The organism is Nocardioides sp. Soil_C_8 (assembly GCF_057656315.1).
In genome coordinates this window covers 26,813-50,732 of record NZ_JBDGKQ010000002.1, presented here as the reverse complement: position 1 = coordinate 50,732, position 23,920 = coordinate 26,813, and the positions used below count along the sequence as shown (strand labels likewise).

23 protein-coding genes and 2 tRNA genes are annotated in these 23,920 nt (G+C 72.7%); 17 read left to right on the top strand and 8 right to left on the bottom strand.

Features of this window, described 5'->3' with window-relative positions; genetic code table 11:
• Positions 1–24 precede the first annotated feature (24 nt).
• Complete coding sequence (locus tag AC3A3L_RS10040) at positions 25–1,824, bottom strand: LVIVD repeat-containing protein (protein WP_487639889.1); 1,800 nt, start codon at positions 1,822–1,824, stop codon at positions 25–27.
• Positions 1,825–2,007: 183 nt separating this feature from the next.
• On the opposite strand from AC3A3L_RS10040, the gene AC3A3L_RS10035 reads away from it, so the two are divergent.
• Complete coding sequence (locus tag AC3A3L_RS10035) at positions 2,008–2,697, top strand: DUF305 domain-containing protein (protein ID WP_487639888.1); 690 nt, start codon at positions 2,008–2,010, stop codon at positions 2,695–2,697.
• A gap of 18 nt (positions 2,698–2,715) precedes the next feature.
• Here the strand turns inward: AC3A3L_RS10035 and AC3A3L_RS10030 are convergent, their stop codons facing one another.
• Complete coding sequence (locus AC3A3L_RS10030) at positions 2,716–3,303, bottom strand: TetR/AcrR family transcriptional regulator (protein WP_487639887.1); 588 nt, start codon at positions 3,301–3,303, stop codon at positions 2,716–2,718.
• A 73-nt stretch (positions 3,304–3,376) separates the two neighbouring features.
• Between AC3A3L_RS10030 and AC3A3L_RS10025 the strand changes: the two genes are divergently transcribed.
• The 3 genes from AC3A3L_RS10025 to AC3A3L_RS10015 are packed head-to-tail and all read left to right on the top strand — an operon-like array spanning position 3,377 to position 5,769.
• Entirely contained in the window at positions 3,377–3,931 is a 555-nt protein-coding gene (locus AC3A3L_RS10025) for an NADPH-dependent FMN reductase (protein ID WP_487639886.1), read from the top strand.
• Positions 3,932–3,969: 38 nt separating this feature from the next.
• Positions 3,970–5,373, top strand: coding sequence for an amidase (locus AC3A3L_RS10020; RefSeq protein WP_487639885.1), 1,404 nt, complete (start codon positions 3,970–3,972; stop codon positions 5,371–5,373).
• A gap of 9 nt (positions 5,374–5,382) precedes the next feature.
• On the top strand, positions 5,383–5,769 hold the full coding sequence (locus tag AC3A3L_RS10015) for a VOC family protein (protein ID WP_487639884.1): 387 nt from the start codon (positions 5,383–5,385) through the stop codon (positions 5,767–5,769).
• A gap of 95 nt (positions 5,770–5,864) precedes the next feature.
• Here AC3A3L_RS10015 and AC3A3L_RS10010 read toward each other — a convergent pair whose 3' ends face one another.
• The 3 genes from AC3A3L_RS10010 to AC3A3L_RS10000 are packed head-to-tail and all read right to left on the bottom strand — an operon-like array spanning position 5,865 to position 7,796.
• The gene (locus AC3A3L_RS10010) at positions 5,865–6,476 is read right to left on the bottom strand and encodes an energy-coupling factor transporter transmembrane component T family protein (protein WP_487639883.1); all 612 of its coding nucleotides are present in this window, start codon (positions 6,474–6,476) and stop codon (positions 5,865–5,867) included.
• Between the two features lie 16 nt (positions 6,477–6,492).
• Positions 6,493–7,182, bottom strand: a complete 690-nt coding sequence (locus AC3A3L_RS10005; RefSeq protein ID WP_487639882.1) for an energy-coupling factor ABC transporter ATP-binding protein — start codon at positions 7,180–7,182, stop codon at positions 6,493–6,495.
• On the bottom strand, positions 7,179–7,796 hold the full coding sequence (locus tag AC3A3L_RS10000; RefSeq protein WP_487639881.1) for a biotin transporter BioY: 618 nt from the start codon (positions 7,794–7,796) through the stop codon (positions 7,179–7,181). The genes AC3A3L_RS10005 and AC3A3L_RS10000 overlap by 4 nt, the downstream gene beginning before the upstream one ends.
• Positions 7,797–7,916: 120 nt before the next feature.
• On the opposite strand from AC3A3L_RS10000, the gene AC3A3L_RS09995 reads away from it, so the two are divergent.
• Entirely contained in the window at positions 7,917–8,480 is a 564-nt protein-coding gene (locus tag AC3A3L_RS09995) for a TetR/AcrR family transcriptional regulator (RefSeq protein WP_487639880.1), read from the top strand.
• Here AC3A3L_RS09995 and AC3A3L_RS09990 read toward each other — a convergent pair.
• The gene (locus tag AC3A3L_RS09990) at positions 8,477–9,085 is read right to left on the bottom strand and encodes a pentapeptide repeat-containing protein (RefSeq protein ID WP_487639879.1); all 609 of its coding nucleotides are present in this window, start codon (positions 9,083–9,085) and stop codon (positions 8,477–8,479) included. The genes AC3A3L_RS09995 and AC3A3L_RS09990 overlap by 4 nt on opposite strands.
• Before the next feature lie 54 nt (positions 9,086–9,139).
• Here AC3A3L_RS09990 and AC3A3L_RS09985 point away from each other — a divergent pair, with 54 nt between their 5' ends.
• A complete protein-coding gene (locus tag AC3A3L_RS09985) occupies positions 9,140–9,781 on the top strand; it encodes a sulfotransferase family 2 domain-containing protein (RefSeq protein WP_487639878.1) in 642 nt (213 codons plus the stop codon).
• On the opposite strand, the gene AC3A3L_RS09980 is transcribed toward AC3A3L_RS09985, so the two are convergent.
• Positions 9,769–10,635, bottom strand: a complete 867-nt coding sequence (locus AC3A3L_RS09980) for a 3-methyladenine DNA glycosylase (protein WP_487639877.1) — start codon at positions 10,633–10,635, stop codon at positions 9,769–9,771. The two genes, AC3A3L_RS09985 and AC3A3L_RS09980, sit on opposite strands and share 13 nt — an antisense overlap.
• A 47-nt stretch (positions 10,636–10,682) precedes the next feature.
• Here AC3A3L_RS09980 and AC3A3L_RS09975 point away from each other — a divergent pair, with 47 nt between their 5' ends.
• The 6 genes from AC3A3L_RS09975 to AC3A3L_RS09950 all read left to right on the top strand — a co-directional run bounded on the left by AC3A3L_RS09975 (position 10,683) and on the right by AC3A3L_RS09950 (position 15,698).
• Positions 10,683–12,044, top strand: a complete 1,362-nt coding sequence (locus AC3A3L_RS09975; protein WP_487639876.1) for a pyridoxal phosphate-dependent decarboxylase family protein — start codon at positions 10,683–10,685, stop codon at positions 12,042–12,044.
• A gap of 48 nt (positions 12,045–12,092) precedes the next feature.
• Entirely contained in the window at positions 12,093–12,905 is an 813-nt protein-coding gene (locus tag AC3A3L_RS09970) for a fumarylacetoacetate hydrolase family protein (RefSeq protein WP_487639875.1), read from the top strand.
• 10 nt (positions 12,906–12,915) lie between these two features.
• Positions 12,916–14,382 carry a glutamate--tRNA ligase gene (gene gltX, locus AC3A3L_RS09965; RefSeq protein ID WP_487639874.1) on the top strand — a complete coding sequence of 489 codons (1,467 nt, stop codon included), beginning with the start codon at positions 12,916–12,918 and terminating at the stop codon, positions 14,380–14,382.
• A gap of 2 nt (positions 14,383–14,384) precedes the next feature.
• The gene (locus AC3A3L_RS09960; protein WP_487639873.1) at positions 14,385–15,392 is read left to right on the top strand and encodes a CPBP family intramembrane glutamic endopeptidase; all 1,008 of its coding nucleotides are present in this window, start codon (positions 14,385–14,387) and stop codon (positions 15,390–15,392) included.
• A 72-nt stretch (positions 15,393–15,464) separates the two neighbouring features.
• A tRNA-Gln gene (locus AC3A3L_RS09955) sits at positions 15,465–15,536 on the top strand.
• An 89-nt stretch (positions 15,537–15,625) separates the two neighbouring features.
• Positions 15,626–15,698, top strand: a tRNA-Glu gene (locus AC3A3L_RS09950).
• Between the two features lie 59 nt (positions 15,699–15,757).
• Here AC3A3L_RS09950 and AC3A3L_RS09945 read toward each other — a convergent pair.
• A complete protein-coding gene (locus AC3A3L_RS09945) occupies positions 15,758–16,975 on the bottom strand; it encodes a threonine/serine exporter family protein (protein WP_487639872.1) in 1,218 nt (405 codons plus the stop codon).
• 116 nt (positions 16,976–17,091) lie between these two features.
• On the opposite strand from AC3A3L_RS09945, the gene AC3A3L_RS09940 reads away from it, so the two are divergent.
• From AC3A3L_RS09940 to AC3A3L_RS09920, 5 genes are all read left to right on the top strand, one after another.
• The gene (locus AC3A3L_RS09940) at positions 17,092–18,411 is read left to right on the top strand and encodes a threonine/serine exporter family protein (protein ID WP_487639871.1); all 1,320 of its coding nucleotides are present in this window, start codon (positions 17,092–17,094) and stop codon (positions 18,409–18,411) included.
• A 60-nt stretch (positions 18,412–18,471) separates the two neighbouring features.
• Entirely contained in the window at positions 18,472–19,893 is a 1,422-nt protein-coding gene (xylB, locus tag AC3A3L_RS09935) for a xylulokinase (protein ID WP_487639870.1), read from the top strand.
• Between the two features lie 105 nt (positions 19,894–19,998).
• Positions 19,999–21,267, top strand: coding sequence for an ROK family protein (locus tag AC3A3L_RS09930; RefSeq protein ID WP_487639869.1), 1,269 nt, complete (start codon positions 19,999–20,001; stop codon positions 21,265–21,267).
• Positions 21,267–22,778, top strand: coding sequence for a sugar ABC transporter ATP-binding protein (locus AC3A3L_RS09925; RefSeq protein ID WP_487639868.1), 1,512 nt, complete (start codon positions 21,267–21,269; stop codon positions 22,776–22,778). The genes AC3A3L_RS09930 and AC3A3L_RS09925 overlap by 1 nt, the downstream gene beginning before the upstream one ends.
• On the top strand, positions 22,775–23,851 hold the full coding sequence (locus AC3A3L_RS09920) for an ABC transporter permease (protein WP_487639867.1): 1,077 nt from the start codon (positions 22,775–22,777) through the stop codon (positions 23,849–23,851). Before AC3A3L_RS09925 ends, AC3A3L_RS09920 begins: the two co-directional genes overlap by 4 nt.
• The last annotated feature ends 69 nt before the right edge of the window (positions 23,852–23,920 follow it).

Below are 23,920 nucleotides of genomic sequence, written 5' to 3'. Positions count from 1 at the left end.
GGACCGGGGCGACGCCCACCCTGCTCAGAGGCTGTCGCGCAGCTCCTGCAGCGCCTGCTTGAGCTCGCCCTGGTCACCGGAGCCGCCCAGGACCCGGATGGCGTTGGCCAGCTGGGCCTTGGCCGCGGCGCCGCGGCCGTCGAGCTTCTCCGCCTTGGCGAGGTGCTTCTCGACCGTGTCGAGCGTCTTGCCGCTCAGCTCGCCGGAGCGGACGGCCTGGTCGAAGTAGGCGCCGGCGACGTTGAAGCTCGGCGTCCAGACGATCTGCTCCTGGTGCTGGGGGTTGAACTCGTCGAGCTGCACCTCGCGGGCGGCGTCGAGCTCGTTCTCGCTCAGCAGGTCGCTCGTCTGCAGCCCGAAGGTGTCGAACCCGCGGGCGATCTCGCTGCCGTAGACCTGGCCGTTGAACCAGTAGGTCGACCAGAGGCCGCCGAGGTTGAGCCCGGTCGGGCTGGGGGTGTTGATCGGGCCGCGGTCGAAGTAGGCGATCTCGACGGGGTTGGCGGTGTCGCTGAAGTCGATGACCGACAGGCCGCCCTGGTACCAGGCCTGCACGAGGATGTCGCGGCCCGGCACCGGCACCAGCGAGGAGTTGTGGGCCACGCAGTTCTCCTGCGTGGTCTGCACGGCCGGCATCTTGTAGTAGCTGGCGAACTCCATCTGGTCGCCCTCGAGGTCGAAGAGCGCGTCGGCGCCCCACTCGAGCTTGTCGGTCGCCCGGCAGCGGGCGCTCGTGCCGCCGCCCCACTCGTCGGTGAAGATCACCTTGGTGCCGTCGTTGTTGAAGCTCGCCGAGTGCCAGTAGGAGAAGTTCGGGTCGGACACCGCGTCGAGGCGCACCGGGTTCACCGGGTCCGAGGTGTCGAGCAGGATGCCGTTGCCCTGGCACGCGCCGGCGACGAGCTCCTTGGCCGGGAACGAGGTCAGGTCGTGGCAGGTGTTGGTGTTCGGCAGCGGCGAGTACGCCGTACCGCTGGGGTGGAGCGTGCCCGGGGTGGTGTTCTGCAGCCCGTTGTAGGCGCCCGTCGCCGGGTCGGTGAAGATCCGCGGCTGGCTCACGATGGCCGCCGTCTGCGGTGCGGCCAGCGGCACCTTGATCACGTCGATGCGCCACTGCGTCGGGTTGCCCGAGGTGACCGGCGCCGGGTTGTTGGCGTTGGCGTTCTCGCAACCCGCGAGCTCCGCCGCGGGGCGTACGCCGGACGTGCCGGAGTTGTAGATGTAGATGTTGTCCGGGTCGTCGGGGTCGGTCACGATCGAGTGCGTGTGGGACCCGCGGCAGGTCTGCACGCCGGGCAGCTGGACCGGGTTGCTCTGGTCGCTGATGTCGAAGATCCGCACGCCGCGGAAGCGCTCCGGGTTGACCTGGCCGGCGGCGCCCTGGCTGCCGCAGTCGATGCGGCCGCGGGTCTCCTCGACCGACATGAACAGCAGGTCGCCGTAGACCGACACGTCGCCCTGGCCGCCCGGGCACACGAAGGAGCCGCTCAGCGTCGGGTTCTCCGGGTCCGAGATGTCGTAGAACTGGAAGCCGTTGAAGTTGCCGACCACCGCGGTGTCGCCGGTGAAGGCGAGGTCGGAGTTCACGAAGCCGAAGTTGCCCGGCGCCGCGTCGAAGGGCGCGACCCGCGGGTCGTTGTCGAGCAGCTCGATGTTGCTGCTCGCCTCCGTCCACGGGAGGTAGCCGGGCGCGAGCCCGACGCGCGGGTCGGTCGGGTCAGGCAGGTCGGCGGCGTACGACATCGCCGGCAGGAGCGCGGCCCCGAGGACGATCACCCCGGCAGCTCGCAGCACGGACCGGCTCGGACGGGGCAGACGCGACATGTGGGTACCCTCCCGCTCAGGTCGGCCGTGGTGCCGGGACCGGGAGGCCCGCCGCGAGATCGACCTACGATGTCGGACAACGTAGCGAGGGTCACACCCGGACCGCCAGACCCTCGGGCGAGCAGTTGCGACACCGGGATCCAGTCAGCCAGCCAGCCAGCACCGAACGAGTGGGAGATCCGCATGGGGAGCAGGGGCGACAGCAGGGCCGCTCGGACGCGTCCGTGGCCCGCGCTCCTCGTGGGGCTCGCCGTCGCGATCGGCTCGTCGGCGTGCACGTCCGACGACCCGCCGGCGGACCAGGAGGATGCGGCGCCGGTGGTGCAGCTCGGCGCGCCGGGCGAGGCAGGGAAGACGCTGTCGCCGGACGAGGCGGAGGCCGTCGACGAGCCCACCTTCACCGACGCCGACGTCGAGTTCGTCCAGATGATGCTGCCGCACCACCAGCAGGCGCTCGAGATGACCGCCCTGGTGGAGGACCGTGCCGCGGACCCGGACCTCGCGCAGCTCGCCGAGCGCATCGAGGTGTCGCAGCAGGACGAGATGGCGCTCCTCGAGAAGTGGCTCACCCAGCGCGGCGAGATGGTGTCGGGCATGCACGGCGAGCACGGCGGCCACGCCGGCCACCAGGACATGCCCGGCATGCTGACCCCCGCGCAGCTCGAGCAGCTCGCACGCGCCAAGGGCGAGCGGTTCGACCGACTGTTCCTGCGCGGCATGATCCGTCACCACGAGGGCGCGGTGGTGATGGTCGAGACCTTGCTGACCGGCGGCGAGGGCGGCCAGGAGTCCGAGATCTTCCAGCTGGCCAGCCACATCGGCACCGACCAGCAGGTCGAGATCGCCGCGATGAAGAAGCGGCTGGGCGGCTGACGTCGAGGACGCCGACGGTCAACCGACCACGCGTGCCACGAGGTCGTCCCAGGCGGCCTCGATCTGCTCGAGGCTGACCCCGTCGACCCGCTGCTGCTCGAGCGCCATCGCCTCCAGCGGGGCGAGCAGCGCGAACGCCAGGAAGTGCAGGTCGCCCGTCACCTCGAGCTGGCCGAGCAGGTGTCGTACGTGCATGAGCGCGAACCCCGCCGCCGCCCGGGAACGGACCGGGTCCTGACCTGTCGCCGCTCTGATCAGGTCACCGTGCGTGACGTTGACCCTCATCCGCGAGTGGCCGAACGCGAGGAGGCGCTCCATCGGGGGAGCGCCGGGCCCGAGCGGAGGCGGGCCCGAGATGACGCTGCCCTGCCACGTGGTCTCGGACTCGTTGAGGACCGCGGCCATCAGGCCCTCGCGGCTCTCGAAGCGCCGGAAGAGCGTGCCCTTGCCGACGCCGGCCTCGGCCGCGACCGTGTCCATCGTCACGCAGCCGACCCCCCGCGTCTCCACCAGGCGCAGCGCCGCTGCGAGGATCGCCTCCCGGTTGCGCGCCGCGTCGGCACGCTCCGGCGCAGGCTCGTCGGCCAGCGGCAGGAGGTGGGTCACGTCCCTCAGCCTAGGTGGGGAGAAAGTTCGGCCGCACCGGAATAGAAGCGGACCGTGGTCCGTTTCGACGGTCATGACCAACCAGAAGCAGACCCGTGTCGCCGTCCTCCTCGGTTCCTACCGCGCCGGTTCGCTCAACCGTCGCATCGCCGAGCACCTCCGCGACCACGCCCCCGCGGGCGTCACCGTCGACGTCGTCGAGGGCATCGACGCCGTCCCGTTCTACAACGAGGAGATCGACGGCGAGTCGGCTCCCGCCGCCGCCACCGCCCTCCGCGAGGCCGTCGCCAGCGCCGACCGGGTGCTCGCCGTGACGCCGGAGTACAACGGCACCATGCCGGCCGTGCTCAACAACGCGATCGACTGGCTGTCGCGGCCCTACGGCCAGGGCGCCATCGTCGGCAAGCCCTTCGCGGCCATCGGCGCCACCCCCACGCCGTACGGCGGCAAGTGGTCGCACGAGCACGCCCGCCACTCCGCCACCATCGCCGGCGCTGTCGTCGTGGAGGGCATCGTCGTCGACGAGCCCGCGCTCGAGGGTGACCCCCTGGAGAACGAGGCGGCCGTGCAGCGCTTCCTCGGCGCCCTCGACGCCCTCGTCGCGCACGAGGTCGACGTCGCGGCCTGACCTGATCCGCTGGTCGATCGGCGGGTAGGTTCGGCCACGTGCTCCACGACCTGACCGCGCTCGAGCAGGGTGACGCCGTACGCCGCGGCGAGGTGTCGCCGCTCGAGCTGGTCGAGCACTACGCCGGCCGCGCCGACGCCGTGGGTGCGTTCATCACGACGACCCACGAGCAGGCGCGCGACCACGCCCGCCGACTGACCGCCCTCCTGGCCGGGTCGGGGCGCCCCGCGGACGCAGGTCCGCTCTGGGGCGTCCCGACCGGCATCAAGGACCTCCACCCGACGGCCGGGGTCCGCACCACGTTCGGCTCCGCGGCCTACGACGACTTCGTGCCCGGGGAGTCCGACGACCTCGTCCTCACCGTCGAGGTCGCCGGCATGCCGAGCCTGGGCAAGACGAGCACGCCCGAGTTCGGCTCGCCCTGCTACACCGAGCCCGACGTCGCCCCGCCCGCTGTCACGCCGTGGGACACCACCCGCACGGCCGGCGGCTCGTCCGGCGGTGCCGCGGCGGCCGTCGCAGCGGGGCTGCTGCCTGTGGCGCCGGGCTCCGACGGTGGCGGCTCGATCCGGATCCCCGCCTCGTGCTGCGGCCTGGTCGGTCTCAAGCCCTCGCGCGGCCGGATCAGCGGCGCGCCGCGCTACGGCGACCCGGTCGGGCTGGCGACGGCAGGCACCCTCGCCCGCAACGTGCGTGACGCCGCCGCGCTCCTCGACGTGCTCGCCGGACGGCGCGTCGGCGACCCGTTCTGGGCCCCCGCGCCGTCGGGCAGCTTCCTCGGCGCCTGCGACCGCGAGCCGGGCCGGCTGCGGGTCGGACGCTTCATCGCGCCCGTCATCGCCGACGTCGACGTCCACCCGTCGGCAGTGACCGCGTGGGACGGGGCGGCGCGCCTGCTCGAGGGCCTCGGCCACGACGTCGAGGACGTGCCGGTCCCGATCTCGCGCGAGGCGGTCGCCGACTTCGAGACCTGCTGGGCGGTGCTGACCGCGCTCTCCCCGGCGCCTCCGGGCCGGGAGGACCGCCTCCGCCCGCTCACCCGCTGGCTCGGCGGGCTCGGCCACGCCGTCAGCGGACCGGAGTTCGGGCTCGCGATCGGACGGCTCCGGCAGCACGCTGCGACAGCCCTCGCCGCGCTGGCGCCGTACGACGTCGTCCTCACGCCCACCCTCGCAAGCCCCCCGGTCGCGGTCGGCGCCCTGCGCGACGACGCGGACCCGGCCCGCGACTTCGCCGCGCAGAAGGCGTTCACCCCGTGGACGAGCGCCTGGAACGTCACCGGGATGCCGGCGGTGTCGCTGCCGCTGCACTGGACCGACGACGGCCTCCCGGTCGGCGTGATGGTCGCCGCTCGACCGGCCGAGGAGGAGCTGCTGCTCTCGCTCGCGGCACAGGTCGAGGCGGCTGCCCCGTGGGTGGACAGGCGTCCCCCCGGCTGGTGAAGTGACGCCATGGCCGAGCTGACGCCGTACCTCTGCGTCTTCGACGCGCGGGCCGCGATCCAGTGGTACGTCGACGTGCTCGGCGCCGAGGTCGTCGTCGAGCCGATCGTGATGGACGACGGCCGGGTCGGCCACGTCGAGCTCGCCGTCGGCGGCGGCCGCTGGATGATGTCGGACGAGTTCGAGTCGGCGGGCGTGGCCGCACCGGACGCCTCGCGCGGTGCGGCCGTCTCCCTGCACCTGGGGGTCGACGACGTCGACGCGGCCTGTGACCGGGTGGTCGCCTCGGGTGTCTCGCTCGACCGCGGGCCCGAGGACAGCCCGCCGGCCGGGCGGGTGGCCGTGTTCCGGGACCCCTTCGGCCACCGGTGGTTCCTCAACCAGCGGCTGGAGTGAGCTTGGCACCCGAGTCTCCCGCTTGTCGGCCGAGATCTGGTGTGACAAGCGGGAGAGTCCCCGGATATCCGGTGACTCCCGCCGGGGCGCCCCGATCAGTCGTCGCCGATCCCGCGCGCGTGGAGCGCGTCGCCGGTGTCGTGCGCCCGGGCGACGACGCGGACCACGAACGGGATCAGCCGCGCTCGCGGTGACCGCTCCAGCCCGCGGGCGACGGCGGCGTCGCGCGACTCCTCGGCGAGGCCGATGGTCGTCGGGATCGCGCGCAGCATCAGCGAGAACGCCAGCGCCACCGCCTCGGGGTCGACACCCACGGGGCGCAGCGGGCGGAGCCCCCGGGCGACGGCGTCCATCACCTCGTCGACCGGAGTCGTGACGGTGATCGTGGTGGCGAGGAGGACGAGGGCGACCAGGTCGCCGACGACCTCGACCGCACGCGGCCAGCCGTTCTGCCAGACGGTCCACGCGCCGAGGATCGCCGCGGTCAGCAGCAGCCAGCGCATCGCTCGCAGCGTGAGGCCCAGGCGCGCACCGGACCACACCAGCAGGCCGGCGGCAACGAGGACGAACACCAGCGCCGACGCGGGCCCGTGGACGAGGACCACGACGAGGCCGGCCGCCATCAGGCCGAGGAGCTTCGCGCCGGCGGGCAGCCGGTGCAGCAGCGTCGTGCCGGGCTGGTGCAGGCCCAGGAGCTGCGCGCTCATCGGTGCGACGCCTCGTTCACGCCGTCGCCCGGTAGTGCCCGACGACGTCTGCCGGTGCGCCGTCGCGCTCGACCCGGCCGTCACGGACCAGCAGCACGCGGTCGCAGCGCTCGGCGAGGTCGAGGTCGTGGGTGACCACGACGAGCTGCTGCTCGAGGCCGAGCAGGAGGTCGCCGACCCGGCGGCTGTTGCCGAGGTCGAGCAGCGTCGTCGGCTCGTCGGCGACCAGGATCGCCGGGCCGGTCGCGAGCACCCCGGCGAGCGCGAGCAGCTGACCCTCGCCGCCGGAGAGCCCGTGCACGCTGCGGTCGCCGAAGCCGGCGAGCCCGAAGTCCGCCAGCACCCGGTCGGCGGCGACGAGCCGGTCGGCCTTGTCGCGGTGGGTGCGCCGCAGCGACAGGGCGACGTCCTCCCGGGCGGTCGGCATCACCAGCTGCGCGGCGGGGTCGGTGAAGACGAACCCGACCCGGCGGCGTACCTCCCGCCCCTCGCGCGCCACGTCGAGGCCGTCGACCACGACCCGGCCGGTGGTGGCGGGGACCAGGCCGTTCAGGAGTCGCGCGAGCGTGGACTTCCCGGAGCCGTTGGGGCCGACGAGCGCGACCCGGCGCTCGGTCAGCTCGAGCGAGGTCTCGTGGAGGATGCGGCGCTCGCCGTCGTGGGTCGGGACCGAGACGGTGACCTGCTCGAGACGGATCCCGCTCACGCGGTGGGCGTGCCCTCGGGCTGTCCCTGCCCGGCGGGCGCGGGTGCCGCGGGCCGGTCGAGCAGGCCCGGGAAGGCGCGGTGCACCGCGGTCGCGACGAGCGCCATGGCGATGTTCTTGAGGACGTCGCCGATCCAGAAGATCTTGTCGACGTCCCAGGCCTGGCCCCACGTCAGGTCGGCGCGCAGGACGAGGCCGGCCATGCCGAGCGTGTGGATGCAGACGGCCGAGCTGAACAGGCCGGCGCAGAAGATCGCGACCGGGCTGACGAGCGAGCGGCGGGGGAGCCGCTCGACGATCGCGCCGCAGAGGCCCGCGGCCAGCGGGAAGCCGACGAGGTAGCCGGCCGTGGGGCCGGTCAGCACGGCGAGGCCGGCGGCGCCGCCGGAGAAGATCGGCAGCCCGGCAGCGCCCGCGACGACGTAGAGCAGGACCGCGAGGAAGCCGCGCCGCATGCCGAGCACCGCCCCCGAGAGCAGGACCGCGAACGTCTGCAGGGTGATCGGGACGGGGCCGGCGACCTTGATGGCCGGCAGCAGCGCGCACACGGCGACCAGGGCGGCGAAGGCGGCGATCAGGGCGACGTCGGTGCCGGGGTTGCGGCGAGTGCTCATGGGGGTGTTTCCTCTACCTGAACGGTGATCAGTTGAACGGCGTTCAGGTTAGGGTCGTGGGGACCTCGCGTCAACAGCGTCGGGATTCGCCCGGACCGTGGAAGAGGGAGGGAGTACGTCGTGCCGCACCGCCGCGCGGGCGTGCTCGCCCACGCCGTCACCCTGCTCGACACCCACGGCCTGTCCGCCCTGACGATGCGCCGGCTCGGGGCCGAGCTCGAGGTCCAGCCGAGCGCGATCTACCACCACTTCCCGAGCAAGCAGGCCCTCCTCGCCGCGGTCGCCGACGAGATCCTCGCCCGAGGTGCGCGACCGCGCACGGCATCGGAGTGGCCCGACCAGCTGCGCGAGGTGTGCTCGGAGCTGCGCCACGCGATGCTCGCCTGCACCGACGGCGCCGACGTCGTCGCGACGGTGTGGGCCTTCGGCCTCGGTGCTGCGGCGCCGGTGGCGGAGATGGAGAAGATCCTCGCGGACGCCGACGTGCCCGAGGAGCTGGTCGCTGTCGCCTCGCGCACGCTGGTCCACTACGTGTTCGGCCACGCCTTCGAGGAACAGACCGCCCGCCAGGCCGTCGGCCTCGGCGCCGTCGAGCGCTCGCTCGACTCGCTGCCCGACTTCGACCTCGGCCTCGACCTCGTCATCGACGGCCTGCGGGCCCGCCTCGACCCCTCGGGCGGCTAGCCCGACGTGTCGACGTCCGCGCCGTGGACCTCGGCGAGCAGCACGGCGCCGGCCAGGTCGAGCCGGGTCCGCTTGAGCTCGGCGGCCGCCAGGTCGACGCCGTCGAGGCTGGCGCCGCGCAGGTCGGTGCGGTCGAGCCTGCTCTGCCGGAGCACCGCGCGGTCGAGGCGGGCCCGGGTGAGCGTGGTCAGGGTGAGGTCGGACATCGACAGGTCGGCCTCGCGCAGGTCGACGCCCGTGAGGTCGAGGCGGGCGAGGTTGGTGCCGCGGATCGTCACGCCCAGCCAGGAGCCACCCACGACCGTGAGCGGACGCAGGGTGCACTCGGCGAAGACCGAACCGACGAGCTTGCACCCGTCGAGGGTGGCGTCGAAGAACGACGTGCGCCGGAAGTCGCACCCCACGAACGCCGTCGCGGTGTGGACCGAGGCGTTGAAGCGCCCGCCGTGGAAGGTGCAGCGCTCGAAGGTGGCGCCGGACGTGGTGGTCTCCGACAGGTCGACGTCGGTGAAGGTGCACTCGACGAAGCGCGCGGCGCCGAGGTCGTCGCCGTACCAGTCGTCGCCGCGGAAGTGCCTGCCGTTCGCTGCCTGGGCCTCGGTCACGGCGCCCACCGTAGTGGTGCGGTCCGACGGGGTGGGACGGATAGGGTCGTCCCCGTGATCGCGTCCCACCAGCACCGCTTCATCTTCCTCAAGACCCGCAAGACGGCGGGCACGAGCGTGGAGATCGCGTTGTCCAAGGTGTGCGGCCCCGACGACGTCATCACCGAGATCAGCCCCGAGGACGAGAAGCTGCGGCAGGCCGCCGGCGGCCGCGCCCCGCAGAACTTCGAGTCGCCGCCGCAGCCCCGCAAGGCCTACAACCACATGGGCGCCAAGGCGACCCGCGACCTCGTCGGCGCCGACGTGTTCGCCGACTACTTCACCTTCGCGATCGAGCGGAACCCGTGGGACGCGGTCGTCTCCCTCTATTACTGGAAGTACAAGGACCGGCCCGAGCTGCCCGACTTCGAGACCTACGTCCAGGAGATCTGGATCGAGCAGCTCGCCAACAACCGCCGCCTCTACCGCATCCGCGGCAAGATGGCGCTCGACCGGGTCCTGCGCTACGAGAACCTCGACACCGAGCTCCGCGAGGTCTGGGACCACCTCGGCCTGCCGGGCGAGCCCGACCTGCCGCGGGCGAAGGGCAACGCGCGCCCGGCCGGCCACTACCGCGAGCTCTACACGCCCGCGTCCAAGGAGCGGGTGGCGACGGTCTTCGCCGACACCATCGAGGCCTTCGGCTACGAGTTCTGAGGCCGGCTCGTGGCGAGCAGCCGCTCGCACTCCTCGACGAGCCGCTGCCGCAGGGGCGCCCCGCGCTCGGCGAACCCGCGCTGCGCCTCGGCGTACTCCCGCTTGCCCTCGACGGTCTCGATCCGCACCGGCTCGAAGCCGAGGTCGGCGAGGTCGTAGGGGGCGGCGCGCATGTCGAGGACCCGGATGTCACGTGCCAGCTCGAAGCAGTCGGCCACCAGGTCGCTGGGGACCATCGGCGTGAGCCGGAACGCGTGCTTGTAGAGGTCCATGCCCGCGTGCAGGCAGCCCGGCTGCTCGAAGGCGGGCCGGTCGTCGCGGCCCGGCTGGAGGCTGTTGAGCGGGCGCGCGGTGGGGGTGAAGAAGCGGAAGGCGTCGAAGTGCGAGCAGGCGATCCGGTGGGACTCGACGACCGCGTCCGTGCCTTCGGCCCCGAGGCGGAGGGGCCAGTCGTGCCGCGTGCCGTGCTCCGCCGACCGGTGCACCATCGCCCACTCGTGCAGGCCGAAGCAACCGAACTGCGGCGGGCGGGCGGCCGTCGCGGTCAGCAGCGCGTGCAGCCGGGTGAGCAGCGGACGCTGCGACTCGACGTACGTCGTGGTCACCGAGGCGGGGTCGCCGGCGTAGCCCTTGAGGCCCGTGAGCTCCTCCGCCCCCTCGAGCCCGACGCCGAAGCCGGGGTGCCAGCGGCGCAGCTGCGCAGGGCGCTGGGAGTAGTAGGTGAAGAGGAAGTCGTGCACCGGGTGCTTGACCTGGTCGGCGCGACGGGCGAGGTGCGGCCGGAGGAAGTCGTCGACGCGGGCGGCGTGGGCCTCGGAGAGGGGACGCCACTCGGAGGTCGACAGCACGCGCACTGCGCCAAGGGTAGTGCGGGAGGTCGTGCCTGGTGGACACTGCCCGCATGGACCGCACCGCCGGCCTCGACCGGGCGCACGCCCATGCCCTCGGGTGGCTCGACTCGCTCGCCGCGCGCCCGGTCCCGCCGGCGCTGACGGCCGAGCAGATGCTGGACCGGCTCGACCGGCACCTGCAGGACGGCCCGACCGACCCCGTCGCGGTGGTGGACGAGCTGGCCGAGGTGTGCGAGCCCGGGCTGACGGCGATGCCCGGAGGACGGTTCTTCGGCTTCGTCATCGGCGGCACCCATCCGGCCGCGCTCGCCGTCGACTGGCTGGTCAGCGCATGGGACCAGAACTCCGGCCTGCGGATGCTGACCCCGGCCCACTCCGCCGTCGAGGACGTCACGGAGGCATGGGTCGTCGACCTGCTCGGCCTCCCCTCGGGCAGCGCCGTCGGCTTCGTCACCGGCGGCACCATGGCCAACTTCACCTGCCTCGCCGCCGGCCGCGACGAGGTGCTGCGCCGGGCCGGCTGGGACGTCGCCGAGCGCGGGCTGGTCGGCTCGCCGGGCGTCCGCGTCCTGGTGGGGGCGGAACGCCACGACACCATCGACCTCAGCCTGCGCTACCTCGGACTCGGGTCGCCCGAGCCGGTGGCCGTCGACGACCAGGGACGCATCGAGCCGGCCGCGCTGGCCGCGGCCCTCGACGCCGGCGACGGCCGCCCCACGCTGGTGTGCCTCCAGGCCGGCAACGTCCACTCCGGCGCCTTCGACCCCTTCGACGAGACCATCGCCGCCGCGCACGACGCAGGAGCGTGGGTGCACGTCGACGGGGCGTTCGGTCTCTTCGCCGGCGCCTCGCCGCGGCGGCGGCACCTCGTCGCGGGGGTCGATCGCGCCGACTCCTGGGCGACCGACGCCCACAAGACCCTCAACGTGCCGTACGACTGCGGGCTGGCGATCGTGCGCGACCGTGCGGCGCTGCGCGCCGCGATGGGCATGCACGGCGACTACCTGATCCACGACGCCGCCGGAGAGCCGTTCGACAAGGTCCCGGAGATCAGCCGCCGCGGCCGTGCCTTCCCCGTGTGGGCCGTGCTCCGCGCGCTGGGACGCGACGGCGTGGCCGAGCTCGTCGACGGGTTCTGCGACCACGCGGCGGCGTTCGCCGAGGGGATCGCGGCGATCGAGGGCGCGCAGGTGCTCAACGACGTCGACTTCACGCAGGTGTGCGCGACCTTCGGCGACGATGACCGCACCCGGGCCGTGGTCGAGGCGATGCTGGGCGAGGGGACGGCCTGGACGACCGGCTCCCGGTGGCACGGGCAGGCCGTGCTCCGCGTCAGCGTGAGCAACTGGTCGACGACCGTCGACGACGTCGCCTCCAGCCTCGCCGCGCTGCACCGCGCCGCCGGTCACTGACCTCTCCCGGCGTCGTCCGCGCTCCGCCCGGTTGGATAGCCTCGGGACATGCGCATCTGTCGGTTCAGCACGGGCGAGGAGCCTCGCTTCGGCGTCGTCACCGGGGAGGTCGACGAGTTCGGCCAGCCGGCCGACGACTCGGTGGTGGTGGCCCTCGCCGGCGACCCGCTCTACGCCGGGATCAAGCTCCTCGAGGAGGAGCACCGGCTCAGCGACGTACGCCTCCTCGCGCCGATCATCCCGCGCAGCAAGGTCGTCGGGATCGGCAAGAACTACGTCGCCCACGCGGCCGAGATGGGCGGCGAGGTGCCGACCGAGCCGCTGATGTTCCTCAAGCCGAACACGTCGGTGGTCGGCCCGGGCGACCCGATCTTCTACCCGCAGCAGACCAGCAACCTCCACTACGAGGGCGAGCTGGCCGTGGTGATCGGTCGCATCTGCCGCGACGTGCCGGCCGAGCAGGCGACGGACGTGATCTTCGGCTACACCATCGCCAACGACGTGACCGCCCGCGACCTGCAGCGGTCCGACGTGCAGTTCACCCGGTCGAAGGGGTTCGACTCCTTCTGCCCGGTCGGCCCGTGGATCGAGACCGACCTCGACCCGCAGGACTTCAACGACGGCCGCCAGGTGCAGACCTTCCTCAACGGCGACGTCGTCCAGGACGGCTCGACCGCCGACATGGTCTTCGACGTCCCGACCCTCGTCGCGCACGTGTCGTCTGTCATGACGCTCCTGCCCGGCGACCTGATCCTGACCGGCACCCCCGAGGGTGTCGGGCCGATGGAGGTGGGCGACGAGGTGGAGATCTCGATCGCCGGCATCGGCGCCCTGACCAACCCCGTCGCAGTCCGCAGCTGAACAAGAGAGCGTGAGCACCAGCATGAGCACCCCCGTCCGCGTCCGCTTCTGCCCCTCGCCGACCGGTTCGCCGCACGTCGGCCTGGTCCGCACGGCCCTGTTCAACTGGGCCTTCGCCCGCCACCACGGCGGCCAGATCGTCTTCCGGATGGAGGACACCGACAGAGAGCGCAGCACCCGCGAGTCCTACGACGCGATCCTCGAGCTGTGGCGCTGGCTCGGGCTCGACTGGGACGAGGGCATCGAGGTCGGCGGCCCGCACGGCCCCTACCTGCAGAGCGAGCGGGGCGACATCTACCGCGACGTCCTCGCCCGGCTGAGCGAGTCGTCGTACACCTACGACTGCTTCTGCCGCAACGACGAGGTCGACGCCCGCCGCAAGGCCGCCGGGTCCAAGGTGCAGGGCTACGACGGCTTCTGCCGCGACCTCTCCGACGAGCAGCGCGCCGCTTTCGAGGCCGAGGGCCGCACGCCGATCGTCCGGTTCCGGATGCCCGACGGCTCCATCACGTGGGACGACGCGGTGCGGGGCGACATCACCTTCGAGACCGAGAACGTCCCCGACTACGCGCTCTCGCGGGCCAACGGCGACCCGCTCTACACGCTCGTCAACCCGGTCGACGACGCGATGATGGAGATCACCCACGTCCTGCGCGGTGAGGACCTGTTGTCCAGCACGCCGCGCCAGCTCGCGCTGTTCGAGGCGCTCGTCGAGCTCGGCATCGCGAAGACGGTCCCGACCTACGGCCACCTGCCCTACGTCATGGGACAGGGCAACAAGAAGCTGTCCAAGCGCGATCCCGAGGCCCACGCCCTCGCCTACCGCGAGCAGGGCTTCATCCCCGAGGGGCTGCTCAACTACCTCGCGCTGCTCGGCTGGGCCATCGCCGGGGACCGCGACGTCTTCTCCATGGCCGAGATGGTCGAGGCGTTCGACATCAAGGACGTGAACCCCAACCCGGCCCGCTTCGACCTCAAGAAGGCGGAGGCGATCAACACATCGCAGATGCGCCTGCTGCCGCTCGACGAGATCACCCACCGGGTGCTCCCCTTCCTCAAGGAGGCCGGCGTGGTGGGTGACCCGGTCACCGACGCCGACGCGCAGATGCTCGAGCTGGCGATGCCGCTGGTCGCGGAGCGGATCAACAAGCTCACCGAGGCCGCGCCGATGCTGGGCTTCCTCTTCGTCGACGAGGCCGAGTTCACGCGCGAGGTGGAGCTCGACGGCACCGCCAAGGACGTCGTCAAGGCCGCGTACGACGCCCTCGCCGGGCTCGACGCCTGGAGCACCGCGGCCATCGAGGAGGCGCTGCGGGTGGCGCTGATCGAGGGCCTCGAGCTCAAGCCCCGCGTCGCCTTCGGCCCGGTGCGCATCGCGATCTCCGGCCGCAAGGTGAGCCCGCCGCTGTTCGAGTCGATGGAGCTGCTGGGTCGCGAGCGGTCGCTGGCTCGGCTCCACGACGCGATGTTCGACTGATCATGGCCGGACCGCTGGCGCCCGACTTCCGGCCGCACTACCACCAGCTCCACCGGGTCGGGCGGCCCGGCTGGTGGCGCTCGATCGTGGGCGCGGTGCTGCTCCTCGTCCTGGTGTTCGGCGTGGTGCCCCTCGTGGCGGGGGGCGTCGCGTTCGTCACGCTGCTCGGGACGGGCAGCACCGCCGAGGAGGCGTCCGCCGTCCTCGACGTGACCCAGGAGGCCACACCGGCCGGGCTCGCGCTGCTCAACGTCATCATCGCCGCGGCCATCCCGTTGACCTTCCTCGTCACGTGGTGGCTGCACCGGCTCAAGCCGCGGTGGGTGTCGTCGGTGGCGCCACGCCTGCGGTGGCGCTACCTCCTCGTGTGCCTCGGCCTCTCGGTGGTGGCCCTCGTCGCCTCGCTCGGGGTGGCGCTGCTGCTGCCGGTGCAGGGCGGGGACATGCCGGCCGGCACGGTGAACGACTTCACCACGCGCACTCGCGACTTCCTGGTCGTCATCCTGCTGCTCACGCCCCTCCAGGCCGCGGGCGAGGAGTACCTGTTCCGCGGCTACCTCACCCAGGCGTTCGGTTCGCTGGTGTGGGCGCGACGAGCCTCGCAGACGCTGGCCGTGCTGGGACCGGCGCTGATCTTCGCGCTCTTCCACGGGCTCTCCCAGGACTGGCCGGTCTTCTTCGACCGGTTCGCCTTCGGCGTCGTCGCGGGCATCCTCGTGATCCGCACCGGCGGACTGGAGGCGCCGATCGCGATGCACGTGCTCAACAACTTCCTCGCGTTCGGCCTCGCCCTGGCCTTCGGCGACCTGACCACCGCCCTCAACGCAGAGGGAGGCAGCAGCTGGTGGACGATCCTCTCCACCCTGACGCAGTCGTTGGTCTACCTTGGGCTGGCGACGTGGGTGGCCAAGGCGATGGGCCTCGTCGACACCGGGCCGCCGGTCGGGGGAGCACCGCTGCCGCCCGCTGGGGGCGACCCCGTTTTGGCCGCGCCGCCTCCCCGCGTGTAACGTTCGGGGTCGGTTCGGCAGAGATCAACGGTCGGACCGCGTGGGTTGATCGGACAGGATCCGATACCCCCATGGGGTATGGTGTAATTGGCAACACGGCTGATTCTGGTTCAGTTGTTCTAGGTTCGAGTCCTAGTACCCCAGCAAGATCCAGGCCCTCGGGCCCGGATTTGGAGCGTCACTCCAGCACCGCTAGAGTTCACCTCCGTTGCTCCTCGGAGCAGCACCTGCAAGCCCCCGTTGTGTAGCGGCCTAGCACGCCGCCCTCTCAAGGCGGTAGCGCCGGTTCGAATCCGGTCGGGGGTACAGCACCCGAAGGGCCCGGTCGCGAGACCGGGCCCTTCGTCGTCGTACGCCAGCGGGTCTCAAGGCCCGACCGGTCGCGTCCTCGTCCGCCACGCACCGCTCAGCACGACGCCCAGCGCGAGCCCCAGTGCGACGGTCGGGACCTGCAGGCCGAAGTCGGCGAGGTCCTGCACGCTCGACACCGGGTCATCGCCGAACGCCGCCGTGATGCCCCGCACACCGAGTCCGCCCACGGTGAGGACGAAGAACCCGCCGAGGACCAGGATCAGCCGCGGTGGGCGCCCGCCGCCCGAGTCGAGAAGGTTCGCCACCACGCCCAGGGCGACGCCGGCGACCAACGTCCCGATCACCGACCCCGCGACGCGGGTGCCGCCCTGCTGGAGCGCGTACGTCCCCAGCACGCTCGGCACGAGCCACAGGAAGACCGTCGGCCGGGCGTTGAACGCGAGGACGAGCCCGGCGCTGAAGACCACCCACCCCGCGAGCACGACGAGCTCCGGCAGCTCGGCTGGGGGCAGCGTCTCCGAGAGGGCGTCGACCTCGCCGAAGACCTCGGTCGCCGCCACGATCCCCACGACGATCAGCCCGAGCACGAACAGCCCCAGCACCAGCCTGATCGCGCCCGCTGCGAGCCGGAAGGTGACCAGCTCGGCTGCCGCCGCGGACAGGGTGTCGCCGGGCACGGTGATGAACAGTGACGGGAGCACGAGGAGGGCCACCCCGCTCGTGGTCACGAGGTCGGGGAAGAGCGCCAGGGCGACCGAGGTGACGACGAACGCTCCGATGAAGGGGAGCAGTCCCTCGAGGCGCGTGCCGCCGGTGGCGACGACCAGCACGCCCATCAGCAGACCGAGAGCCGTGGCCGCGCCCAGCTCGCCCCAGGTGGCCACGACGCTGGGGGCGAAGCCGGCCGAGAAGAGGGCGACCCCGATGACACGGGCCCACCACGGCCACGGCGGTGGGCTGGTGGCGACCGCGTCGAGCCGCCGGCAGGCGTCCTCGACGGTCATGCCGGTCTCGATGTCGACCAGGGCGCGCTTGAGGTCGGCGACCTGGTCGAGGCGGAAGATGCCGGGGGTGCCCCGGACGACGGCCGTCCGCGGCGCGACCGTCGACGTCTCCTGCACCATGACCTGCTCCGGCAGGACGACGAGTGCGACGTCGATCCCGTACGCCGTCGCCGCCCGTCGGACGTAGTCCTCCATCAGGCTCACCCCTTCGGCGCTCGAGGCGAGCGCCAGCGACGCGACCCGGACCACGACGTCGAAGCCATCCACGCCGGTCATCCTCGGGTGCTGACCGGGCGCCGACATCACCCGCTGCGGACCATGCGCGCGCCGTCCCCGGGCTCCTAGCGTGTGCGCCGTGCGCAGTGCGATCGGACCGTCCCGTCGTGTCGGCTGAGTCGGCCGAGGTCTACTCGAGCCTCGACCTGGCGCTGCGCGTCGGCGAGGTGCTGCTCAACTCGGGTGCCGGCGCCTCGGACGTGACCGCCGCGATGCTCGACGTGACGCGCGCATGTGGCGTACGCCGGGTGTCGGCGGACGTGACGTTCGTCGACCTCTCGCTGCACCACCAGCCGAGCGCCGACGTGCCTGCGGCCACGCAGGTGCGCCGGGTGATCCGGCGTCCGGTCGACTACGAGCAGCTCACCCTGGTCGACGAGCTGGTGCAGGACCTGACCGACGGCACGGTGGACGCTCGCGACGCCAGCATCCGGCTGGCCCGCATCGTCTCGAGCGGGCACGCCCGGCCGCGCTGGGCCGTCACGCTCGGGCTCGGGGTGATGGGTGCCGGGGTGGCGCTCACGCTCGGCGGCGACGCGATCGTGTGTGCGCTGGCATTCGTCGCGGCGTGCGCCATCGACCGCACCCAGGTGCGTCTGGCGGGCGAGGCGCTCCCGGCGTACTACCAGCAGGTGGCCGGCGGCCTGATCGCGTCCGGGATCGCCGTCGCTGCCGCTGCGACTCCGCTCGACGTCAACCCGTCCCGGGTCGTGACGGCGGGCATCATCGTCCTGCTCGCCGGGGTCGGCTTCGTCGGAGCCATGCAGGACGCGATCATGTCCTTCCCGGTGACCGCCGGCGCCCGGCTGGTGGACGCCGTCCTGGCCACGACGGGGATCATCGCCGGGGTGGCCGGAGGCCTGACGTTCACGACCTTCGTGGACGTCGAGCTCACCTACCACCCGGGCGCCGCCGGGTTCGCCGGGACCGCCACGTCGATGCTCGGCGCCGGGATCGCGGCGGGGGCCTTCGCCTTCGCGTCGTACGCGCCCATGCGGGCCGTCGCGGTCGTGGTCGGGATCGCCGCCGTCGCCAAGGGGGTCGCCCTGCTGTTCAGCAGCCGCGACCTCGGCGCACCGTGGGGCGCGGCTGTGGCGGCCACGGGGATCGGCCTGGCGTCGTACGTCGTGTCCGGCAGGGTGCGGGTGCCGCCGCTGGTGGTGGTGGTGCCCTCGATCGCGCCGCTGCTGCCCGGCTTGGCGATCTACCGCGGCCTGGCACTCCTCGCGGACGGCCGTGACGGCGTCAGCGAGCTCGCGACGGCCGCCCTGACGGCCGTCGCCCTGGCGTCCGGGGTGATCCTCGGTCACTACCTGGCGCAGCCGGTCCGGCAGGAGGCAAAGCGTCTCGGTGCGCGGTTCGCGCTGCCACGGCTCGTCGGGCCCCGGATCCGGCGGCACCGCGACGACGACCTGGCCGGTGGCTGACGTGAGACGCGGGCCGCGATCGCGGGGTGCCGGCACGCTGGTCGGCTAGCATCCGCGCCCATGACTGACGGGCCCCGGCTGGTTGCCGGCATCGACTCCTCCACCCAGTCCTGCAAGGTCGTCGTCCGCGACGCCGAGACGGGCGCACTCGTGCGGCAGGGTCGCGCCGGCCATCCGGACGGCACGGAGGTGCACCCCGACCACTGGTGGGCCGCGCTGCAGGAGGCGGTCGCCCAGGCCGGGGGCCTGGACGACGTGGCTGCGGTCAGCGTCGGCGGGCAGCAGCACGGCATGGTCTGCCTGGACGAGGACGGCGCCGTCGTGCGCCCCGCGCTCCTGTGGAACGACACCCGCTCGGCCGCCGCCGCGCGCGACCTCGTCGACGAGCTCGGGGGACCGGAGGAGGGTGGCCGGGCGTGGGCCGAGGCGGTCGGTGTCGTCCCGGTGGCGTCGTTCACCGTGACCAAGCTCCGCTGGCTCGCCGAGCACGAGCCGGACAACGCGCGGCGCACGGCAGCGGTGTGCCTGCCGCACGACTGGCTCACCTGGAAGCTGTCCGGGAGCACCGACCTGCGCGACCTCACGACCGACCGCAGCGACGCCAGTGGCACGGGCTACTGGTCCGCCGCGACGGGGGACTACCGCACCGACCTGCTCGAGCGCGCCTTCGGCGCCGTGCCCCTCCTGCCGCGCGTCGTGGCGCCCGGCGAGGTGGCGGCGACGGCGAACGGTGCTGCCCTCGGCGCCGGCGCCGGCGACAACGCGGCCGCCGCGCTGGGCCTGGGCGCGGGGGAGGGCGACGTGGTCGTCTCGATCGGGACCTCCGGCGTGGTCACGGCCGTCACGGGCGCGCCGGCCGTCGACCCGACCGGGTCCGTCGCCGGCTTCGCCGACGCCACCGGGTTGTTCCTCCCGCTGGTCGCGACGCTCAACGGCGCGCGGGTCCTCGACGCCGCGGCCCGGCTCCTCGACGTCGACCACGAGACGTTGTCGCGCCTCGCGCTCGAGGCCCCGTCGGGCGCCGGCGGTCTGGTGCTGGTGCCCTACCTCGAGGGCGAGCGCACGCCCAACCTGCCCGACGCGACCGGCTCGCTGCACGGGCTCACCCTGGCCACCGCCACCCGGCCGGCGCTCGCCCGCGCGAGCGTCGAGGGGCTCGTCTGCAGCCTCGCGGACGGGCTCGATGCCGTGGTCGCGACGGGGGTCACCCCGTCCCGCGTGCTCCTCGTGGGAGGCGCCGCCGCGTCCGAGGCGGTGCGTACGGTGGCTGCGGAGGTGCTCGGCGTGCCGGTCGACGTCCCGCCGCCGGGGGAGTACGTCGCCGACGGTGCGGCGCGCCAGGCGGCGTGGGCCCTGTCGGGCGCGGACGCCCCGCCGGAGTGGGTGCGCGAGGGCACCCGTCGCTACCAGTCGGACCCTGTGCCGACGGTGCGCGAGCGCTACGCCGAAGGCCGGTCGCGGCACCTGGACAAGACCACCTGAACTTTCTGTGGTGCGATCCTTGACGTGACGCCGGTCACGGATTTAGTTTGGCGGTCCGTCAAACTAATGAAGTGACCGAGGTCACACCCAGGATCGAGGAGACCGATGTCGCAGGTGCGGGATGGCTGGTCGACGACCAGCTCGGGCGGTGCCGACCAGGGCACCGTACGCCGCGCGAACCTGTCGCTCGTGCTCCGCAGCCTCCGTGAGGACGGTGCCCGCTCCCGGGCCCGGCTCGCCGCCGACCTCGGGCTCAACAAGGCCACCGTCTCCAGCCTCGTCACCGAGCTGCGCGAGCGCGGCCTGGTCCGCGAGGGCAGCGCCGAGCGCGGTGCCGTCGGCCGGCCCGGGACGATCGTCGAGATCGACGGCGCCGGCGCCTACGGGCTCGGGGCCGAGATCAACGTCCACCACGTCTCGACGCGCGCGGTCGACCTGACGGGCACCGTCGTCAGCGAGCGGCGCACCTCCGTCGACACCCGCGGCCTCGAGCCCGACGAGGTGGTCGACCAGCTCGTGGAGCTCGTCCAGGGCACGCTGGCGGACCTCGCCGCCCTCGGCGCCGCCCCGGTCTCCGCCGTCGTGGGGGTGGCGGGCCTGGTCGACCACGACCGCGGCACCGTCTCGGTCGCGGCCAACCTCGGCTGGCAGGACGTCAACCTCTCGACGCTGCTGCAGGCAGGGCTCGGCGACCCCGCCTACCTGCTCGAGGTGGACAACGAGGCCAACCTCGCCGCCGTTGCCGAAGCCATCCCGGGCGACCCCGAGCGCCGCGACATCCTCGTCATCCACGGGGAGGTCGGCGTGGGCGGCGGGATCGTCGCCGACGGCCGGCCGTTCGCCGGACGTCGCGGCTACGCCGGCGAGTTCGGCCACATGGTCGTCGACCGCGACGGCAACCGGTGCGGGTGCGGTCGCACGGGGTGCTGGGAGACCGTCATCGGTCTCAGCCACCTGATCGAGCTCGCGGCTGCCGACGACGACGACCTGCTGCGCTCGCCCGTCCTCGACCTCGAGGGCAAGGTCGAGGAGATCGGCCGCCGCGCCGCCGCCGACGACGAGCGGACCCTGACCGCCCTGCACGAGGTCGGCCGCTGGGTGGGCATCGGCGCCGCGATCCTCACCAACGTCCTCAACCCCGGCGTGATCGTGCTGTCGGGCTACCTCGGCGAGATCGGCGAGTGGATCCGCCCCGACGTCGAGGCGGAGCTCGTTGCGGGCGTGCTCGCTCCCGACGCGGGCGGCACGCGCATCGCGCTCTCGACCCTCGGCTTCTCTGCGGCGGTGCACGGCGCCGCCGCCGTCGCCATCGACCACGTGTACGACGACCCGACGCTCGTGCCCCGGGCGGTCCCCACCCTGGAGGTGATGTGATGAACGACGCCCCGCTGCTCACCATGCGCGGCATCGTCAAGCGGTTCCCCGGAGTGCTCGCGCTGGGAGGCGTCGAGCTCGAGGTGCGCGCAGGGGAGGTGCACTGCCTGCTCGGCCAGAACGGCGCGGGCAAGTCGACGCTGATCAAGATCCTGTCCGCGAGCTACCAGCCCGACGAGGGCGAGATCCTGTGGGAGGGCAGGCCGGTCACCCTGTCGACGCCGCAGGCCGCGATGGAGCTCGGCATCTCCACGATCTACCAGGAGCTCGACCTCGTCCCGGACCTCAGCGTCGCGGAGAACATCTTCCTCGGCCACGAGCTCAGCACCGCGGGCTTCAGCCAGCGCGGTGAGACGCTCCGTCGTACGCGCGACCTGCTCGCCCGGCTCGGTCACTCCGAGATCGGGGCCACCCGCTCGGTCGGCCGGCTGTCGCCCGCGGCTCAGCAGATCGTCAGCATGGCGCGGGCCCTGTCCCAGGACACCCGGCTCCTCATCCTCGACGAGCCGTCCGCCGTGCTCGACCAGGGCGAGGTCGACAACCTCTTCCGCGTCATCCGCGACCTCACGGCCGAGGGCGTCGCCGTCGTCTACATCTCCCACCGGCTCGAGGAGATCCGCAAGATCGGCGACCGGATCACCGTCCTCAAGGACGGCAGCACCGTCGCCACCGGTCTCGCCGTCGACCAGACGCCCACCAACGAGCTGATCAAGCTGATGACCGGCCGCTCGATCGAGTACGTCTTCCCGCCCCGCGGCGACGCCCCGCCCGTGACCGGCGACCCGATCCTCGAGGTCATCGGCCTCGAGCTGCCGGGGGTCTTCACTGGCGTCGACCTGAGCGTGCGCGCCGGGGAGATCGTCGGCCTCGCCGGGCTCGTGGGAGCGGGACGCTCCGAGATCCTCGAGACCCTCTACGGCGCGCGCCGTCCCTCGGCGGGCACCGTCCGGGTCGCCGGCAAGGAGCTGCGTCGCGGCTCGGTGCCGGCCGCCGTCAAGGCCGGCGTCGGGCTCGCCCCGGAGGAGCGCAAGAGCCAGGGCCTCCTGCTCGACCAGGCCGTCTACAGCAACATCACCGTGTCCACGCTGGGGCGCTTCAGCCGGTTCGGGCTGCTCGACAGCCGCGCCGAGCGCAAGCGCTCCACCGAGCTCACGCAGTCCCTCGACGTCCGTCCGGCAGGGGTCGATCGCCTCGTGCGCCTCCTGTCGGGCGGCAACCAGCAGAAGGTCGTCCTCGCCAGGTGGCTGCTGCGCGACTGCCGCGTGCTGCTCCTGGACGAGCCGACCCGAGGGGTGGACGTCGGCGCTCGCGCCGAGATCTACGCCCTCGTCCGCTCGCTGGCCGACTCCGGCGTCGCCGTCGTGGTCGTGTCGAGCGAGGTAGAGGAGGTGCTCGGGCTCTCGGACCGGGTCCTCGTGGTCCGTGAGGGCCGTGTCGTGCACGAAGGTCCCGCGGGCGAGATCGACGAGTCCCGCGTCCTGGACCTGGTCATGGAAGGAAAGGTCGCATGAGCGAGCAGAGCACGAGCCGGGACAGGGGAGCGGTCGAGAACACCGTCACGCCCTCGAAGGACACGGTCACGGTGGAGCGCGCCGCCGCGGAGTCGGGAGGAGGCGGCGGCGGAGGCCTGATGAGCGGCTCGTTCGGCCGCAACCTCGGCCTCGTCGTGGCGCTGCTGCTCATCTGCGCCGCCGGCGTCATCACCGCCGGTGACCGGTTCGCCAGCATCGACAACATGCTCACGGTCCTGCGCTTCGCCTCCGCGCTCGGCGTGGTGGCGATCGGGATGACCTTCGTCATCACCGGCGGGGGCATCGACCTCTCGGTCGGCGCGATCGTCGCGCTCTGCTCCGTGTGGGCCACGACGTTCGCCACCCAGACGATGGCCACCGACTTCCACTGGATCGTCATGGTCTTCGCCGCCCTGGCCGTCGGCGCAGGCTGCGGACTCGTCAACGGTGTCCTGATCGCCTACGGCAAGGTGGTCCCCTTCATCACGACGCTCGCGATGCTCGCCGCCGCCCGCGGTCTCGCCGAGATCATCTCGGAGCGACGCACGCAGATCGTGACCGTCGACGGCTTCAAGGACTTCTTCGCCGCCGACATCGTGGGGGTCCCGCTCCTCGTCATCATCTTCGCCCTCGTCTCGGTCGCCGGCTGGGTCCTGCTGAACCGCACGACGTTCGGCCGACGCACGCTCGCCGTCGGCGGCAATCCCGAGGCCGCCCGCCTGGCCGGCATCAACGTCAACCGCCACACGGTGATGCTCTACGTCCTCGTCGGGCTGTGCTGCGGCCTCGCCGCCCTCATGCTGGTCAGCCGCACCACCACCGGCAGCTCCACCCACGGCACGCTGTGGGAGCTCGACGCCATCGCGGCCGTCGTCATCGGCGGCACCCTGCTGACCGGCGGGCGCGGCACCATCGTCGGCACCGTCGTCGGTGTCCTGATCTTCGCCACGCTCGGCAACGTCTTCACGCTCAACAACCAGGACACCTCGACCCAGGCGGTCGCCAAGGGCCTGATCATCGTCGTCGCCGTGCTGCTCCAGCAGCGCCTGGCCCGCAACGCGAACTCGACGTAGCCGACGGCCGCCGACCACTCGCACCCCGAACTCGGAACCACCGCACCACCATGCCGACGCACCGCCACG